This window comes from Streptomyces sp. NPDC024687, from assembly GCF_055559055.1.
On record NZ_JBVHLJ010000004.1, the window covers coordinates 110,885 to 123,970 of the forward strand.

The 13,086-nt window shown below is 71.6% G+C and carries 17 protein-coding genes and 1 riboswitch; of the genes, 6 read left to right on the top strand and 11 right to left on the bottom strand.

Translation table 11 applies throughout. The features are described 5' to 3' along the window. Positions 1-50: 50 nt before the first annotated feature. Positions 51-275 (top strand): hypothetical protein, encoded by a 225-nt coding sequence (locus tag ACZ39I_RS17225; RefSeq protein ID WP_007380443.1) that lies wholly within the window; start codon positions 51-53, stop codon positions 273-275. Then, positions 272-646: a fic family toxin-antitoxin system, toxin component gene (locus ACZ39I_RS17230; protein WP_467245208.1), complete on the top strand. Its 375-nt coding sequence runs from the start codon at positions 272-274 to the stop codon at positions 644-646. Before ACZ39I_RS17225 ends, ACZ39I_RS17230 begins: the two co-directional genes overlap by 4 nt. Here ACZ39I_RS17230 and ACZ39I_RS17235 read toward each other — a convergent pair whose 3' ends face one another. The 4 genes from ACZ39I_RS17235 to bioB all read right to left on the bottom strand — a co-directional run bounded on the left by ACZ39I_RS17235 (position 647) and on the right by bioB (position 4,683). Further along, positions 647-1,336 (bottom strand): class I SAM-dependent methyltransferase, encoded by a 690-nt coding sequence (locus ACZ39I_RS17235; protein WP_467245209.1) that lies wholly within the window; start codon positions 1,334-1,336, stop codon positions 647-649. It lies immediately after the preceding gene. Between the two features lie 77 nt (positions 1,337-1,413). Further along, positions 1,414-2,133 carry a dethiobiotin synthase gene (bioD, locus tag ACZ39I_RS17240; protein WP_467245210.1) on the bottom strand — a complete coding sequence of 240 codons (720 nt, stop codon included), beginning with the start codon at positions 2,131-2,133 and terminating at the stop codon, positions 1,414-1,416. Positions 2,134-2,216: 83 nt separating this feature from the next. Then, the gene (locus ACZ39I_RS17245; protein WP_467245211.1) at positions 2,217-3,503 is read right to left on the bottom strand and encodes an adenosylmethionine--8-amino-7-oxononanoate transaminase; all 1,287 of its coding nucleotides are present in this window, start codon (positions 3,501-3,503) and stop codon (positions 2,217-2,219) included. Next, the gene (gene bioB, locus ACZ39I_RS17250) at positions 3,496-4,683 is read right to left on the bottom strand and encodes a biotin synthase BioB (protein WP_467245212.1); all 1,188 of its coding nucleotides are present in this window, start codon (positions 4,681-4,683) and stop codon (positions 3,496-3,498) included. The genes ACZ39I_RS17245 and bioB overlap by 8 nt, the downstream gene beginning before the upstream one ends. 148 nt (positions 4,684-4,831) lie before the next feature. Here bioB and ACZ39I_RS17255 point away from each other — a divergent pair, with 148 nt between their 5' ends. Beyond that, complete coding sequence (locus ACZ39I_RS17255; RefSeq protein ID WP_467245213.1) at positions 4,832-5,959, top strand: 8-amino-7-oxononanoate synthase; 1,128 nt, start codon at positions 4,832-4,834, stop codon at positions 5,957-5,959. Positions 5,960-5,997: 38 nt separating this feature from the next. Here ACZ39I_RS17255 and ACZ39I_RS17260 read toward each other — a convergent pair whose 3' ends face one another. Next, the gene (locus ACZ39I_RS17260; protein WP_451471920.1) at positions 5,998-6,219 is read right to left on the bottom strand and encodes a DUF397 domain-containing protein; all 222 of its coding nucleotides are present in this window, start codon (positions 6,217-6,219) and stop codon (positions 5,998-6,000) included. A gap of 9 nt (positions 6,220-6,228) precedes the next feature. After that, on the bottom strand, positions 6,229-7,089 hold the full coding sequence (locus ACZ39I_RS17265; RefSeq protein WP_467245214.1) for a helix-turn-helix domain-containing protein: 861 nt from the start codon (positions 7,087-7,089) through the stop codon (positions 6,229-6,231). Positions 7,090-7,303: 214 nt separating this feature from the next. Between ACZ39I_RS17265 and ACZ39I_RS17270 the strand changes: the two genes are divergently transcribed. Continuing rightward, a complete protein-coding gene (locus tag ACZ39I_RS17270) occupies positions 7,304-7,762 on the top strand; it encodes an ATP-binding protein (RefSeq protein ID WP_467245215.1) in 459 nt (152 codons plus the stop codon). Between the two features lie 6 nt (positions 7,763-7,768). Here the strand turns inward: ACZ39I_RS17270 and ACZ39I_RS17275 are convergent, their stop codons facing one another. Beyond that, complete coding sequence (locus ACZ39I_RS17275) at positions 7,769-8,683, bottom strand: LysR family transcriptional regulator (RefSeq protein ID WP_467245216.1); 915 nt, start codon at positions 8,681-8,683, stop codon at positions 7,769-7,771. Positions 8,684-8,770: 87 nt separating this feature from the next. On the opposite strand from ACZ39I_RS17275, the gene ACZ39I_RS17280 reads away from it, so the two are divergent. Beyond that, on the top strand, positions 8,771-9,391 hold the full coding sequence (locus ACZ39I_RS17280) for a LysE family translocator (protein ID WP_467245217.1): 621 nt from the start codon (positions 8,771-8,773) through the stop codon (positions 9,389-9,391). A 105-nt stretch (positions 9,392-9,496) separates the two neighbouring features. On the opposite strand, the gene ACZ39I_RS17285 is transcribed toward ACZ39I_RS17280, so the two are convergent. From ACZ39I_RS17285 to ACZ39I_RS17295, 3 genes are all read right to left on the bottom strand, one after another. Continuing rightward, positions 9,497-9,970 (bottom strand): C40 family peptidase, encoded by a 474-nt coding sequence (locus ACZ39I_RS17285; protein WP_352386985.1) that lies wholly within the window; start codon positions 9,968-9,970, stop codon positions 9,497-9,499. A 3-nt stretch (positions 9,971-9,973) separates the two neighbouring features. Next, positions 9,974-10,153, bottom strand: a riboswitch (cyclic di-AMP (ydaO/yuaA leader). A gap of 333 nt (positions 10,154-10,486) precedes the next feature. Further along, the gene (locus ACZ39I_RS17290) at positions 10,487-10,792 is read right to left on the bottom strand and encodes a hypothetical protein (protein ID WP_403670779.1); all 306 of its coding nucleotides are present in this window, start codon (positions 10,790-10,792) and stop codon (positions 10,487-10,489) included. A 7-nt stretch (positions 10,793-10,799) separates the two neighbouring features. Beyond that, on the bottom strand, positions 10,800-11,435 hold the full coding sequence (locus ACZ39I_RS17295; protein WP_467245218.1) for an ATP-dependent Clp protease proteolytic subunit: 636 nt from the start codon (positions 11,433-11,435) through the stop codon (positions 10,800-10,802). A gap of 70 nt (positions 11,436-11,505) precedes the next feature. On the opposite strand from ACZ39I_RS17295, the gene ACZ39I_RS17300 reads away from it, so the two are divergent. After that, the gene (locus tag ACZ39I_RS17300; RefSeq protein WP_467245219.1) at positions 11,506-11,784 is read left to right on the top strand and encodes a type II toxin-antitoxin system Phd/YefM family antitoxin; all 279 of its coding nucleotides are present in this window, start codon (positions 11,506-11,508) and stop codon (positions 11,782-11,784) included. 305 nt (positions 11,785-12,089) lie between these two features. Here ACZ39I_RS17300 and ACZ39I_RS17305 read toward each other — a convergent pair whose 3' ends face one another. Next, positions 12,090-13,076: an ABC transporter permease gene (locus ACZ39I_RS17305; protein ID WP_467245220.1), complete on the bottom strand. Its 987-nt coding sequence runs from the start codon at positions 13,074-13,076 to the stop codon at positions 12,090-12,092. Between the last annotated feature and the right edge of the window lie 10 nt (positions 13,077-13,086).

Below are 13,086 nucleotides of genomic sequence, written 5' to 3' on the forward strand. Positions count from 1 at the left end.
CTCATGAGTGCCTCTTGCCGTTGCTAGCACTTCGGCGCTAGCTTCGAGGTATGGCGAAGACTCAGTTGAACGTGCGGGTGGACGAGGGCACCGCCCGCGCCGCCCGTGAACGCGCCCTCGCCCGCGGCGTGAGCGTCAACCGCTACATCGAGGAACTGGTCATGAAGGACACCGGCGAGGCGGGCCAGGCCTTCGTGGAGGCCGCGGCCGACTTCATGAAGCAGTACGAATCCGTGTTCGCGGAGGAGTTCGGCAAGGACCACGAGACTCGTTGAGCGATCTGCACATCGATCTCGCCTGGCTCCTGATGCTCGCCGAGCAGAAGAGCCCGGGCGATCCCCAGGTCACCGACTGGGGCGCCCTGGTCGCCGCCGTGGCACGCCACCAGGCCGAGATCTTCGACATCCCCGTCTACGACAGCCCGCACCTGCGCGCCGCCGCGCTGCTGCAACTCCTCATCCACGTCCCGGCGTTGGAGCGCACCAACGTGCTGTTCGCCTGCGCGGTCGGGTACGCCTATCTCGTCGCGAGCGGACTGAGGGTCGTCACCTCGCCCGAACTGGTCCGGGATCTCGCCAAGGTCGCCAAGAAGGGCGACGCCTCGGTGCACGACATCGCGCGCGAGCTGCGCAGGTGGACCCTGTGATCAGGGCTCTTCAAGTGGCGGCCGCCAGGCGGTGCCCAGCACGCAGAAGGACGTAGGCATCGTCGGCCCCTTCTCCGGCATCAACACCCGCCGGTACGGGCCGAGTTCGAACCCGGCCTCGCGCAGGGCCGCGACCGGGTCGCGGGCCAGATGACAGCCGCCGCTGAGCGGGGGCCACACCGTGCGGTCCAGGGCGCGCTGGGTGAAGCGCATCGCCGGGCCGCCACCCCTGCCGTGCTCGAAGAACCGTACGACCCCGCCGGGCCGCAGCACCCGGCGCACCTCGCCGAGCGCCCGCCGGACGTCGCGCACACTGCACAGCACCAGTGAGATCACCACGGCGTCGAAGGCCTCGCTCTTGACGGGCAGCGCCTCCGCGGCCCCGGGCACCACATCGACCGGCACCTCCGCACGCAGGGCGGCCTCCACCGCCAACCGCCGCAGCCGGCGCTCCGGTTCGATCGCCACCACCTCGGAGACCGCGCCGGGATAGTGCGAGAAGTTCAGACCGTTGCCCGCGCCGATCTCGATCACCCGCCCGGACAGCCCGGCGAGCAGCCGCTCACGCACCCCGGCCATGCCCCATCTGCTCTCGGCGGTGACACTGACCCGGGCGTAGTACCGGGCGAACAGCGGATGGTGGACGGGGTCCCGGGACACCTTGCCGGAACCGGCGAGCCGCGGCGCCATGGCAGCCTCCCTCGCAGGACAGGACTGACCTCACCGCCATTGTCCCCCGCGGAACCCCGTCGCACCCCTGCTGAGGCTCACCGGGCGAAGTCGCGCCCCCCGAACGCCGCCGCGTCCCACGTCCCGTCCAGCCGCGGGGCCAGCCAACCCGGCGCCGCGGCACGGAAGTCGGCGGGCGCCAGCCCACCTGCCCCGGCCGGCAGCGCCCCGAGCAGCGGAGCCCCGGACACCTCCGGCAGATCCGCGAGGTTGCAGCGCGAGGCGAGATCGGGGGAGTCGGGCCAGCTGCCGATCACCACGCCCGCCAACTCCAGCCGACGGCGCTCAAGCTCACGGGCCGTCAACTCCGTGGTGTTGAGCGTGCCCAGGCCCGCCGACGCCACGACCAGTACCGGCGCCCGCAGCAGCTCCGCCGCGTCGGCCAGCGTCCCGCCCTCGTCGTCGAAGCGGACGAGCAGCCCGCCCGCCCCCTCCACCAGGACCAGATCGTGCTCGACGGCCAGCTTGGCGGCGGCCTCGGCGACCTGATGCGGGCGCACCGGCTCGAGAGCGGCGCGCCGTGCGGCCGTCGCCGGCGCCAACGGCTCGGGATAGCGGGCGACTTCGGCCTTCGTCACGGCACCCGCGAGCCGCGCCACCTCCTCGGCGTCCCCGGGCTCGTCCGGCCGTACGCCCGTCTGCGCGGCCTTCAGGACGGCGACCGTCCGTCCGGCGGCGAGCGCGGCGGAGGCCACCGCGGCCGTGGTGACGGTCTTGCCGACCTCCGTGCCCGTGCCCGTGATCACCAGTACCGGCATGTCATCCCTCCAGCGCGGCGGCACACACCGCACGCGCGATCCGTGCCACGTCCTCGTCCCCCGTGATCACCAGTACCGGCATGTCATCCCTCCAGCGCGGCGGCACACACCGCACGCGCGATCCGTGTCACGTCCTCGTCCCCCGTGACGTACGGCGGCATCGTGTAGACGAGGTCGCGGAACGGCCGCAGCCACACGCCCTCGCGCACAACGGCCTCCGTCGCGGCCTTCATGTCGACCTCATGGTCCAGCTGGACGACCCCGATGGCGCCGAGAACCCGTACGTCCTTCACCCCCGGCAGCTCACGAGCCGGCGCCAGCCCTTCCCGCAGCCCCGCCTCGATCCGCTTGACCTCGGCGAGCCAGTCCTGCCCGAGCAGCAGCCCGATCGAGGCGCAGGCCACCGACGCGGCCAGCGGGTTGCCCATGAAGGTGGGGCCGTGCGCGAGGACCGGGACCTCGCCGCGCGAAATGCCGTCGGCCACCCCCGGCGTGCACAGGGTCGCCGCCATCGTGAGGTAACCGCCGGTCAGCGCCTTGCCCACGCACATCACATCCGGCGTGACCGCGGCGTGCTCCGCCGCGAACAGGGCGCCCGTACGGCCGAACCCGGTCGCGATCTCGTCGAACACCAGCAGCACACCGTGTGCGTCGCACGCCTCGCGCAGCACCCGCAGATACGCGGGGGAGTGGAACCGCATCCCGCCCGCACCCTGCACCACCGGCTCCACGATCACCGCGGCCAGCTCATCTGCGTGCCGCTCGATCGCCGCGCGCAGCTCGTCGGCGTACGACTCCTCGTACTCGGCCGGAGGCGCGTCCACGAACACCTGGCGGGGCAGCACCCCCGACCACAGCTCGTGCATCCCGCCCTCGGGGTCGCACACCGACATCGGCTGCCAGGTGTCGCCGTGGTAGCCGCCGCGCCAGGTCAGCAGGCGCCGCTTGCCCGGGCGGCCCAGCGAGCGCCAGTACTGCAGGCACATCTTCACCGCGACCTCGACCGACACCGACCCCGAGTCGGCGAGGAAGACGTGCTCCAGGCCGTCGGGAGACATGTCGACAAGGAGCTTCGCGAGCCGGACGGCGGGCTCGTGGGTGAGCCCGCCGAACATCACATGGCTCATCCGCCCCAACTGCTCGCGCGCGGCCTCGTTCAGCACCGGGTGGTTGTAGCCGTGGATCGCCGACCACCAGGACGACATCCCGTCGACCAGCTCCGGGCCCTCGGCGAGCTTCAGCCGCACCCCACTCGCCGACTCCACGACGAGCGGGTCGACCCGGCCGGGCATCGGACCGTACGGATGCCACACGTGCCGCCGGTCCAGCGCCAGCAGCTCCGGTACCGGCAGACCGGGCAGATCAGGCATTGGGCGCGAGATCCGTTCCGGCGCCTCGGCGGCGTACGGCGACCAGATCCGTACGGGGTTCGCTCACCGTCGGCGCGGCCGAGGCGGCCGTACCACAGACACCGCCACCCGCGTGCGATCCGCAGCCGGCGCTCTCGTGCGACCCGCAGTCCGCGCTCTCCTGACAACCGCCGTTCACCCGGTGCTCCGGCAGGGTCACCTCGTCCGCGCCCTCCACCTCGAACCCGGCGTCGGCGATCATCTCCAGGTCGGCCTTGCCGGCCTGGCCCTCGGTGGTGAGGTAGTCGCCGAGGAAGATCGAGTTGGCGAGGTTGAGGGCGAGGGGCTGCATCGTGCGCAGATGGACCTCGCGGCCGCCGGCGATGCGGACCTCGACGTCCGGGCAGACGAAACGGACCATCGCCAGGATGCGCAGGCAGCGCTGCGGGGTGAGGTTCCACTCCTTGGCCAGCGGGGTGCCCTCGACCGGGATCAGGAAGTTCACCGGAACGGAGTCGGGGTCCAGCTCGCGCAGCGAGTAGACGACGTCGACCAGGTCCTCGTCGCTCTCGCCCATGCCGGCGATCAGGCCCGAGCAGGCGGAGAGCCCGGCCGCGTGCGCCTTGTTCACGGTGTCGACCCGGTCGGCGTAGGTGTGCGTGGTCGTGATGTCGCCGTAGGTCGACTCGGAGGTGTTGAGGTTGTGGTTGTAGGCGTCCGCGCCCGCCTCGCGCAGCCGCTCGGCCTGGCCGTCGGAGAGCAGCCCCAGGCAGGCGCACACCTCGACGCCCTCGTTCTGGTCCTTGATGGCCTTGATGGTGCCCGCGACCCGGTCCACGTCACGGTCGGTCGGACCGCGCCCGGAGGCCACCAGACAGACCCGCTTGGCGCCGCCCGCCAGTCCGGCCGCCGCGGCCTGGGAGGCCTGCTCCGGCTTCAGCCAGGTGTACTTCAGGATGCCGGCCTCGGAGCCGAGCCGCTGCGAGCAGTACGAGCAGTCCTCGGGGCACAGCCCGGACTTCAGGTTGACGAGATAGTTGAGTTTCACCCGGCGCCCGAACCAGTGCCGGCGCACCTTTCCGGCCGCGGCCACCACGTCGAGCAGGTCGTCGTCGGAGGTGGCCAGCACGGCCAGCGCCTCCTCGCGGGTCGGCAGCTCGCGCCGAAGCCCCTTGTCCACCAGCGTGTTCAGCAGGTCCATGAGAGCCGATCCTGTCCTACGAACCCGCTCCGGGCCAAGGTAGGGATCGCACAACACACCCGCTGTGACGTGTGGGTATTGCCACACCGTAGGTAGCGTTTGCTGCCGCTAGGGTCTGTCCGTTGTCTACAAAAGCCCCGGAGGACCCATGGCGTTCGGCTGGATCGACGAGCAGGCGGCGGCGCGCCGTCGGGCCGGACTCGTACGGACCCTGCGGCCGCGTCCGGCCGACTCGCCGCTGCTCGATCTCGCGAGCAACGACTACCTGGGGCTGGCCCGCCATCCCGAGGTCGTGGAAGGGGCCGCGGCGGCCGCGCGGACCTGGGGTGGTGGCGCCACCGGATCCCGGCTCGTCACCGGAACCACCGAGCTGCACACCGAACTCGAGCGCGAACTGGCCGACTTCTGCGGCTTCGAGGCCGCGCTCGTCCTCTCCTCCGGATACGCCGCGAACCTGGCCGCCGTCACCGCGCTCGCGCCGCACGGCTCGCTGATCGTCTCCGACGCGGGCAACCACGCCTCGCTCATCGACGGTTGCCGGCTGGCCCGGGGCACGGCCCAGGTCGTCGGGCACGCCGACCCGGACGCGGTGCGCAAGGCGCTCGGCACGCACGACGGCCCGGCCATCGCCGTGTCCGACACGGTCTTCTCGGTGGACGGCGACGCGGCGCCCCTGGCCGGCCTCGCCGAGGCATGCCGGGAGCACGGCGCGGGCCTGGTCGTCGACGACGCCCACGGCCTGGGTGTGCTCGGTGCCGGCGGCCGCGGCGCCCCGCAGGCGGCGGGACTCGCGGGCGCCGACGACGTGGTCGTCACGGTCACGCTGTCCAAGTCGCTCGGCAGCCAGGGCGGTGCCGTCCTCGGCCCCGCACGGGTCGTCGAACATCTGGTCAACGCCGCACGGACGTTCATCTTCGACACCGGTCTGGCCCCCGCGTCGGCGGGAGCCGCCCTCGCGGCCCTGCGGCTGCTCGGCCGTGAGCCCGAGCGGGCCGCACGCGCGCGCGAGGTGGCGACCGGACTGCACGCACGCCTGACCGCCGCAGGTCTGGAAGCGGTACGTCCGGACGCCGCGGTGGTCTCGGTGCGCGCGCCCTCCCCGGAGGAGGCCGTTCAGTGGGCGGCCGACTGCCGTGCCGCCGGGCTCTTCGTGGGCTGCTTCCGGCCCCCTTCCGTGCCCGACGGCATCTCACGGCTCAGGCTCACCGCCCGCGCGGACCTCTCCGAGGAGCAGATCGAACGCGCTGTGCGGGTGATCGGCGAAACACGACCATGAGTCGGCGTGACACGGCCGTGCTCCCGGTGGCCTGACGGTCAGAACGCGGCTGTGAAGCCCGCCCAGCTCTCGGGGGAGAAGAGCAGCGCGGGTCCGTCCGGATTCTTGGAGTCGCGGACGGCGAGCAGCCCGGCACAGGGCCCGGCTGACGGCCTCGCCGTCTCGACGCAGTTGTTCGCCCCGGTGCTGTAGCTGCTGCGCAGCCAGCGCACTTCGGGCAGTTCCGTAGCGGTGGTTACGTTCCGAGGCAGTGCGGACATGGTGCCTCCTTACGCGCCGTCACCCATCCCGGCGAGGTAATCCAACGACTCCTCGGGCGAAAGGGCGTGGGACTGAAGGGTGTTGAAGGCCTCGGTGTAGGCCTGGAGGTCTTCTTTCCGTTCGAGGTAGAGGCTACTCGTCAAGTGGTCGAGAACAACCACGTCCAGATCAGAAGTGCGCGAAAATGAGAAGATTACGAAAGGCCCGGTGATACCCACATGCGCCCCGGCAGTGAACGGCAGTACCTGCAGCCGCACTTGGGGCAGCCGCGCCGCCTCCAGAAGTCTGTTCAGCTGCCGGGCCATCACCTCGGGGCCGCCTACCTCCCGCCGCAGCACCGCCTCGTCCAGGACGGCGCTCAACTCCAGAGGCGGCTGGGCGCGAAGGATGTCCTGCCGGGCCAGCCGCACCTTGACCAGGGCGTCGAGACGTTCGTCGTCGAGGCCGTCGACCGCCGCCCGGGTCACCGCCCGGGCGTACTCGGGCGTCTGGAGCAGTCCGGGCACGACCGAGGTCTCCAGCGTGCGCATCGCGCTCGCCTGGGCCTCCAGACTGATGAAGTCCCGGTACGTCGGCGGCAGGACACCCCGGTACGCGTGCCACCAGTGGTGCCGGCCGCCGCTCTCCTCGGAGCCCGCCAATACCATCAGCAGCTCCCGCAGATTCGCGTCCCCCACGCGGTAGGCGTCGAGAAGTAACCGCACATCGGCCGGTTTCACCCCGCTGGCACCGGTCTCGATGCGGCTCACCTTCGACTGGTGCCAGCCCACGAGCCGGGCGGCCTCACCGCTGGTGAGCCCCGCACTCGCGCGCAGCGCACGCAGTTCGGCGCCCAGTTTCCGCCGGCGCACCGCGGGGCCGTGCTGCATGGAGCTACTCCTTACTCCCTACGAGCCGCCCGAATACGGTCTCGCGTCGCAGAGTTCACCGCTTCGAGCGACAGATATATGCACATCTTGGTGGATCGGCACCCGTCACAGCCGCGGTGATGGCACTCTGACGATGAACCACCAGTCCGGGACCGTACTCGAACCATCCGCACCGTGTCGGACTCCGGTCCCGTGGGAAAGGGACGACGTCGCCATGGCAGACCACCTGGAAGCATCCGTCACTCTGCCGAGCGAACCCGCCTCGGTCTCCGCGGCCCGCACCTATGTCCTGAGCACACTGGCGGAGTGGGGGCTGCCGTCCACCACGGACACCGCCGAGACCGTCCGGCTCATCGTCTCCGAACTCACCACCAACGCCGTACAGCACACCTTCGGGCAGTCACCCACCTTCACGGTGGACATCGAGCTGGACCGTGACGAACAACTGCGCATCGGGGTCACCGACAGCCATCCCCGTTTCCCCAAGCGGCTGCCGGCCGCGGTCCAGCAGGACAACGGGCGGGGGATGGTGATCATCCGCTGGCTCGCCGCCGAGTACGGCGGCAAGCTGAGGGTCAGGCCCACCCGGGAAGGCGGCAAGACCGTCTCCATCGAACTTCCGTGGACGGTTCCGGTGCAGCCGGTCACGGCGGCGGGGCAACAGGAGCCGTAGGAGAGCTCATACCGGCCGCGCGCGGCCGAACGCTCCCCGCAGCAGCGCCCGGAAGGCGTCCGCCGCGGGTGCCGCCTCGCCGGTCCGGTGGACGACCGAGATCGTACGGCGCAACGCGCCGGCCTCCAGCTGCCGCGTGCCCACCGGAGTGGCCGCCGTCCGAGCCAGCATCTCCGGCACCACCCCGACCCCCAGCCCCGCGCTGGCCAGCGCGCACACCAGGGCGTATCCCGGGGTCGCCACCAGCACCGACGGTGTGGTCCCGATCCGGGCCAGCACCGCCTCCACCTCCCGCCGGGCCGGATGATCCGGCGCCATGCTGATCAGCGGCTCACCGGCGAGCTCCGCCAGCGGCAGCCGCGTCGAGCCGCCCGCCAGGGCATGCCCGGGGGCCGTCACGAGGACCAGCTCCTCGGTCAGCAGCGGCTCCGCGCTCAGGGTGGCCGGGAGGGCGGGGGGCTCGCCCGGCTCATAGGCGTGTGTCAGCGCCAGGTCGATCTCACCGGCCGCCACCGCGGTGATCCCGGCCGTGGGTTCGTGGAAGGCGACCGACAGCTCCACGTCCGGGTACGCCCGGCGGAACGTGCTCAGCACCGGCGGCAGCAGCTGAATGCCCGCCGTCTGGAAGGTGCCCAGCCTCAGCGTGCCGCCCGACAGGCCGGTCAGCCGGGCGAGTTCGTGCCGGGCCCGGTCCAGCTCGTCCAGCACCCGCCTGGCCCGCGCCACCAGCAACTCGCCCGCACCGGTGAGCCGTGCGCCGCGGTGATGCCGTACGAGAAGAGCGGTACCCGCCTCCCGCTCCAGCTTGGCCAGCTGCTGGGAGAGAGCGGGCGGGGTGTAGCCGAGGCGCTCGGCGGCCCGGGTGATCGAGCCCGCCTCCGCGACGGCGACCAGGGCGGCGAGGCGGACCGGGTCGTACATGGCGAGGCCTGCCTAAAGGAGTGCTTAAGGGAAACCCAGGTTATTCGACATACCTGCTGAAGGCTCCGGCGCGGCAGGCTGGTCCGCATGAACGGACAGATCGTCGCCTTCACCGGGATCGCCGCCGGCATGGTCGCCATGCCGGGCGCGGACTTCACCGTCGTCGTACGTAACGCCCTGGTCTCCCGCCGGGCCGGGGTCGCCTGTGCGCTCGGCGTCGTGGGCGGGCTACTGATCCACACGGCGCTCGCGGTGGCCGGGGTCGCCGCGGTGCTCACGGCCGTGCCCGAGCTGTTCCGGGCGCTTCAACTGCTGGGCGGGGGTTATGTGCTGTACCTGGGTGTACGGACCCTGCTGGAGCTGCGGCGGACCCGCACCCAGACGGTCGTCGAGACCGGCGCGGGGGTACGCCCCCTGCGGCAGGGGTTCGTCACCAACGCGCTCAACCCCAAGGTCCCCATCACCTTCCTCAGCCTGCTGCCGCAGTTCGTGCCCCAGGGGAGCTCCACGCTGCCCAGGACGCTGCTGCTCGCGCTGATCGTGGTCGCTCTCGCGCTGGTGTGGTTCCCGGCGGTGGCCGTGCTCGTGGACCGGCTGGGGCGGTGGCTGCGCCGGCCGCGGGCGGCCCGGGCCGTCGCCGGGGTCACCGGAGGCGCGTTGACGGTTCTCGGCATGATGCTCCTGGCCGAGCCGCTGCTCGCGGTCTGACCACCTCGCGGTGCGCCGACGGAGGCATCGGGGCGGCTGTGCCGTCCTGCGCTTCGGAAGCCCGAGGGGGCGGCGGGAGGTCAGGTCGCCGCCGCCCCCTCGGGGTCACTTGACCCGGCCGTACCAGACGCTCTTCGTCCAGATCTTCTGCAGTCGCACCACGTCCCCGGTCTTCGGGGCGTGCCAGATCTTTCCCTTCCCGGCGTAGATGCCGACGTGGTACACGTTCGAACCCGAGTGGAAGAACACCAGGTCGCCGGCCTTGCGGCTGCCCACGCCGATGTGACGGGTCTTGTTGTACTGCTGGGCCGCCGTGCGCGGGAGCTTCTTGCCCGCCTTCTTGAACGAGTACAGCGTGAGCCCTGAGCAGTCGAAGCGGCGGGGCCCTGTGGCGCCGTACTTGTACGGCGAGCCCTTCTTGGAGGCCGCTACCTTGAGTGCCTTCGTCGCAGGCGTCGCGGCCGCGGCGTCGGGCGCGAGGCCCGGGACCACGACGGAGCCGCCCACGGCGGCGATGGCGAAGGCCGAGGCCGTACCGGCCCGGACCATCAGCGACGGGACACGATTGAGCGCAGTCATGCGCAACCCTTCGTCAGCCGCCTGTGAAGGATGACCTGTCGGATTCGGGCTGGCGAAGTTGCCCGGCCGCTGACGCGGCTTCACCCCAAGGGACACTCGGCGCGGTCATGGCGTGACCGTTCCGGCGACCCGTCGTGCTTGGGTCCTCCACTCCTGCCGATCCACTTCTGTCGACCGGTCATCCGGGCGGCGGCAGGACTCGGCGTCCGCCCGGATCGCCCCGCCACTGTGGCGGGGGCTTGTCGTCAGACAGGGATCTTGGCGCACGGAAGTGCGAAAAGCCCAACGGAACCGTTGATTTGTGGTGTTACTCACCACTCACCCGTTTGGGTGGACACCCCTTCGAAGGAAGGGGTGTCGAGGGGGTCACAGACCCCCGGACCAGCACGGAAAGGTCTCATTCCGGTCCCGAACAAGGCGCGTTGTGCAACTCCGACGCTCGCAAAAAAGGAGCCGCGCCTCCTCCAATAGGGGGTACGTCGTTTGGTCCGTTTCGACTCAGCTCCGGACGCCTCGTCAACTGTCGGGCTCCGGAGGCACGGTGACCCGGGCCGTACGCCGCTCGCCGTCCAGGACCCGCAGCGCCCGCGCCAGCGTCGCGGCGTGCAGTTCGCGCTCACCCCTGCTGTGCATCAGCACGAGCGCGTCGCGCAGCTCGGTCGCCCTGCTCACCAGCGCCTGCGCCGCGCGCAGTCCGCCGTAGGTGTCCTCGCGCCGGGCCGGGTTGATCCGGCCCAGCAGGTCGACCACGTCGAGATAACGGTCGATCAGCTCGCCCTCGGCGCGCGTGAGCGCGGGCAGCGGTGGAAGGTCCGGCACCATCGACGGCTCACCTCGCGCCCGGCGCGGTACGGGAGGGCCTGCGGCTCGGGACGATCGCGTCCGCCAGGCCGTAATCCACGGCGCCCCGCGCGTCCAGGACCTTGTCGCGCTCGATGTCCGCGCTCACCTGCTCGGGGCTGCGGCCGGTGTGCCGGACCAGCATCTCCTCCAGGCGGGCCCGCACCCGGGCCAACTCGTCGGCCTGGATGGCCAGATCGCCGGCCTGTCCCTGCACCGGCTCGCTCAGCGCGGGCTGGTGGATCACCACCCGGGCGCCCGGCAGGACGGACCGCTTGCCCGGCGTGCCCGCCGCCAACAGCACCGCCGCGGAGGAGCCGGCCTGCCCGAGGCACGTCGTCTCCACGTCACAACTGACGTACTGCATCGTGTCGTAGATCGCCGACATCGCGCTGAACGAGCCGCCGGGGGAGTTGATGTACAGCGAGATGTCCCGGTCGGGGGCCTGGTACTCGAGGTACATGAACTGCGCCATCAGATCGTTCGCCGAGGTGTCGTCGATCGGCGTCCCGAGGAAGACGATCCGCTCCTCCAGCAGCTTCGAGTACGGATCCGTCGTCGTGTGCCCGTAGCTCGTGCGCTCATGGAACTCCGGCAGGACGTGACGTGCTGTGGGTCGGGTCATCGCGTACCCCTCCTCGCGGCAGGCTGTCTGTAAAAAATGTACAGGACGTACGTGACGTTATGATGGGGGTATGGCGTATGAGATTCCGGTGACGCAAGCCAGGGCTGAACTCGCCGACCTGATCAACCGGGTGGTGTACGGCGGTGAGCGCGTCGTCGTCACACGGCACGGAAAGCCGCTGGTCGCCCTGGTCTCGGCCGCCGACCTCGAACGGCTGGAGCAGTCGCAGGAGCCCGTCGAGGCGCCGGTGATCAGCGCGGTCTCCACCGTGCGGGAGGTCGCGTCCGCTCCTCGCGAACAGCAACGCTTCGGCATCGCGGCACACCACCGGGGACCCGGCGCCTCCTAGAAACACGGATGCCCCCGGCCGTGGAGGCCGGGGGCGGGGAGCGGGTTCGGCCAGCCGAGCGCGTTTCTCGCGCGGCACACCACCGGTGGCACTGGACGGCGAGCCCGGTTGGTCGGCGCGGGCGAGTTCAGGTTCGCCCGTGACGGGAGTGGCGTCCTTCGTCCGTGCCGTCAGCGCGTTGCCCTCGCGGCGCGCCACCGGGGCACGGGGTGGCGGGTCCTGTCGGTCGAAGCGGGCAAGTTTGACGCTCGCCGGTAGGTGCCAGGCCGCCCGCTCGCGGTACATCAGCTGGCCGGCGGCTCCGGTCAGCCGACGGTGGCGAGTTCAGGCTCGTCGGTGGCGGGTGTGGTGTTCTTCATGCGTGCCTTCAACGTGTTGCCCAGTACTACGGCGCCCAGGCCCAGCATGGCCCACCACGTGAGCGTCAGGACCTGACCGGTCGCCCCCGCGCCGTCGAAGAACGACACCGAGCGCAGCAGGGTCGCGCTCGCCCCCGGCGGCAGCCACTGGCCGATCGTGCCCACCGGCTCGGGCAGCAGGTGGGGGGCCGAGGCGGCACCGGAGAACGGGTTGCCGAGGAACATCACCAGGAACCCGACGGCGCCGATCCCCGCGGGGCCGACCAGGGCGGCGAGTCCCGCGACGGCCGCGCTCACGGCCAGCGTCGCCAGGCCCAGGGCCCCCGCCTCCGCCCACCAGTTCCCGGTGAGCGCGCCGAGCCAGCTGTGGGCCAGGGCGGCCGCGACGACGCCCACCAGAGCGGCGCTGAGGACCAGCGCGGTCACGGCGCGCACGCCGCGCAGTCCGAGCAGAGTGACGACCGTGCCCGCGACGATCCCGCTCAGGGCCAACGGCAGCACGGACGAGCTCAGGGCCGCGCCCCTCGGATCGGACGCCGGGGTCGGGACGACGTCCACGGTCGTCACCTCAGCGCCGCTCGCCGCGGGCTGCCGGGTCACGGCCTGCTGGAGAAGCTGGGCCACGACCGGGCTCGCGGCCGACGCGGTGAGGAGCTCGGGCCCCCGTGCGGTGGCGACGACGGCGCCGTATACGGTCCGGTCCTCGATCGCCGCCCGTGCGGCCCGCTCGTCGGCGTAGTGGTGGATCTCGAAGGCGCCCGCGTGCTGCCGGAGTTGTTTCTCCATCTGCGCGGTCGCGGTGGCCGGGCCGGCCACGCCGAGCGGCAGGTCGCGAGGGGCGGTACGGGCGGCGGGCCAGGCGAACGCCCACAGGGCCAGGGCGGCGAGCAGCGGCACGAGGACGACGACCCCGAGCAGACGGCGGGTGGACATGAGAGTCTCC

What these genes read in the sequence shown, in the direction of transcription:
- ACZ39I_RS17225 (WP_007380443.1), top strand. Translation starts at nt 51, where the DNA reads ATGGCGAAGACTCAGTTGAACGTGCGGGTGGACGAGGGCACCGCCCGC.
- ACZ39I_RS17235 (WP_467245209.1), bottom strand. Translation starts at nt 1,336, where the DNA reads ATGGCGCCGCGGCTCGCCGGTTCCGGCAAGGTGTCCCGGGACCCCGTC.
- bioD (WP_467245210.1), bottom strand. Translation starts at nt 2,133, where the DNA reads ATGCCGGTACTGGTGATCACGGGCACGGGCACGGAGGTCGGCAAGACC.
- ACZ39I_RS17245 (WP_467245211.1), bottom strand. Translation starts at nt 3,503, where the DNA reads ATGCCTGATCTGCCCGGTCTGCCGGTACCGGAGCTGCTGGCGCTGGAC.
- bioB (WP_467245212.1), bottom strand. Translation starts at nt 4,683, where the DNA reads ATGGACCTGCTGAACACGCTGGTGGACAAGGGGCTTCGGCGCGAGCTG.
- ACZ39I_RS17255 (WP_467245213.1), top strand. Translation starts at nt 4,832, where the DNA reads ATGGCGTTCGGCTGGATCGACGAGCAGGCGGCGGCGCGCCGTCGGGCC.
- ACZ39I_RS17260 (WP_451471920.1), bottom strand. Translation starts at nt 6,219, where the DNA reads ATGTCCGCACTGCCTCGGAACGTAACCACCGCTACGGAACTGCCCGAA.
- ACZ39I_RS17265 (WP_467245214.1), bottom strand. Translation starts at nt 7,089, where the DNA reads ATGCAGCACGGCCCCGCGGTGCGCCGGCGGAAACTGGGCGCCGAACTG.
- ACZ39I_RS17270 (WP_467245215.1), top strand. Translation starts at nt 7,304, where the DNA reads ATGGCAGACCACCTGGAAGCATCCGTCACTCTGCCGAGCGAACCCGCC.
- ACZ39I_RS17275 (WP_467245216.1), bottom strand. Translation starts at nt 8,683, where the DNA reads ATGTACGACCCGGTCCGCCTCGCCGCCCTGGTCGCCGTCGCGGAGGCG.
- ACZ39I_RS17280 (WP_467245217.1), top strand. Translation starts at nt 8,771, where the DNA reads ATGAACGGACAGATCGTCGCCTTCACCGGGATCGCCGCCGGCATGGTC.
- ACZ39I_RS17285 (WP_352386985.1), bottom strand. Translation starts at nt 9,970, where the DNA reads ATGACTGCGCTCAATCGTGTCCCGTCGCTGATGGTCCGGGCCGGTACG.
- ACZ39I_RS17290 (WP_403670779.1), bottom strand. Translation starts at nt 10,792, where the DNA reads ATGGTGCCGGACCTTCCACCGCTGCCCGCGCTCACGCGCGCCGAGGGC.
- ACZ39I_RS17295 (WP_467245218.1), bottom strand. Translation starts at nt 11,435, where the DNA reads ATGACCCGACCCACAGCACGTCACGTCCTGCCGGAGTTCCATGAGCGC.
- ACZ39I_RS17300 (WP_467245219.1), top strand. Translation starts at nt 11,506, where the DNA reads ATGGCGTATGAGATTCCGGTGACGCAAGCCAGGGCTGAACTCGCCGAC.
- ACZ39I_RS17305 (WP_467245220.1), bottom strand. Translation starts at nt 13,076, where the DNA reads ATGTCCACCCGCCGTCTGCTCGGGGTCGTCGTCCTCGTGCCGCTGCTC.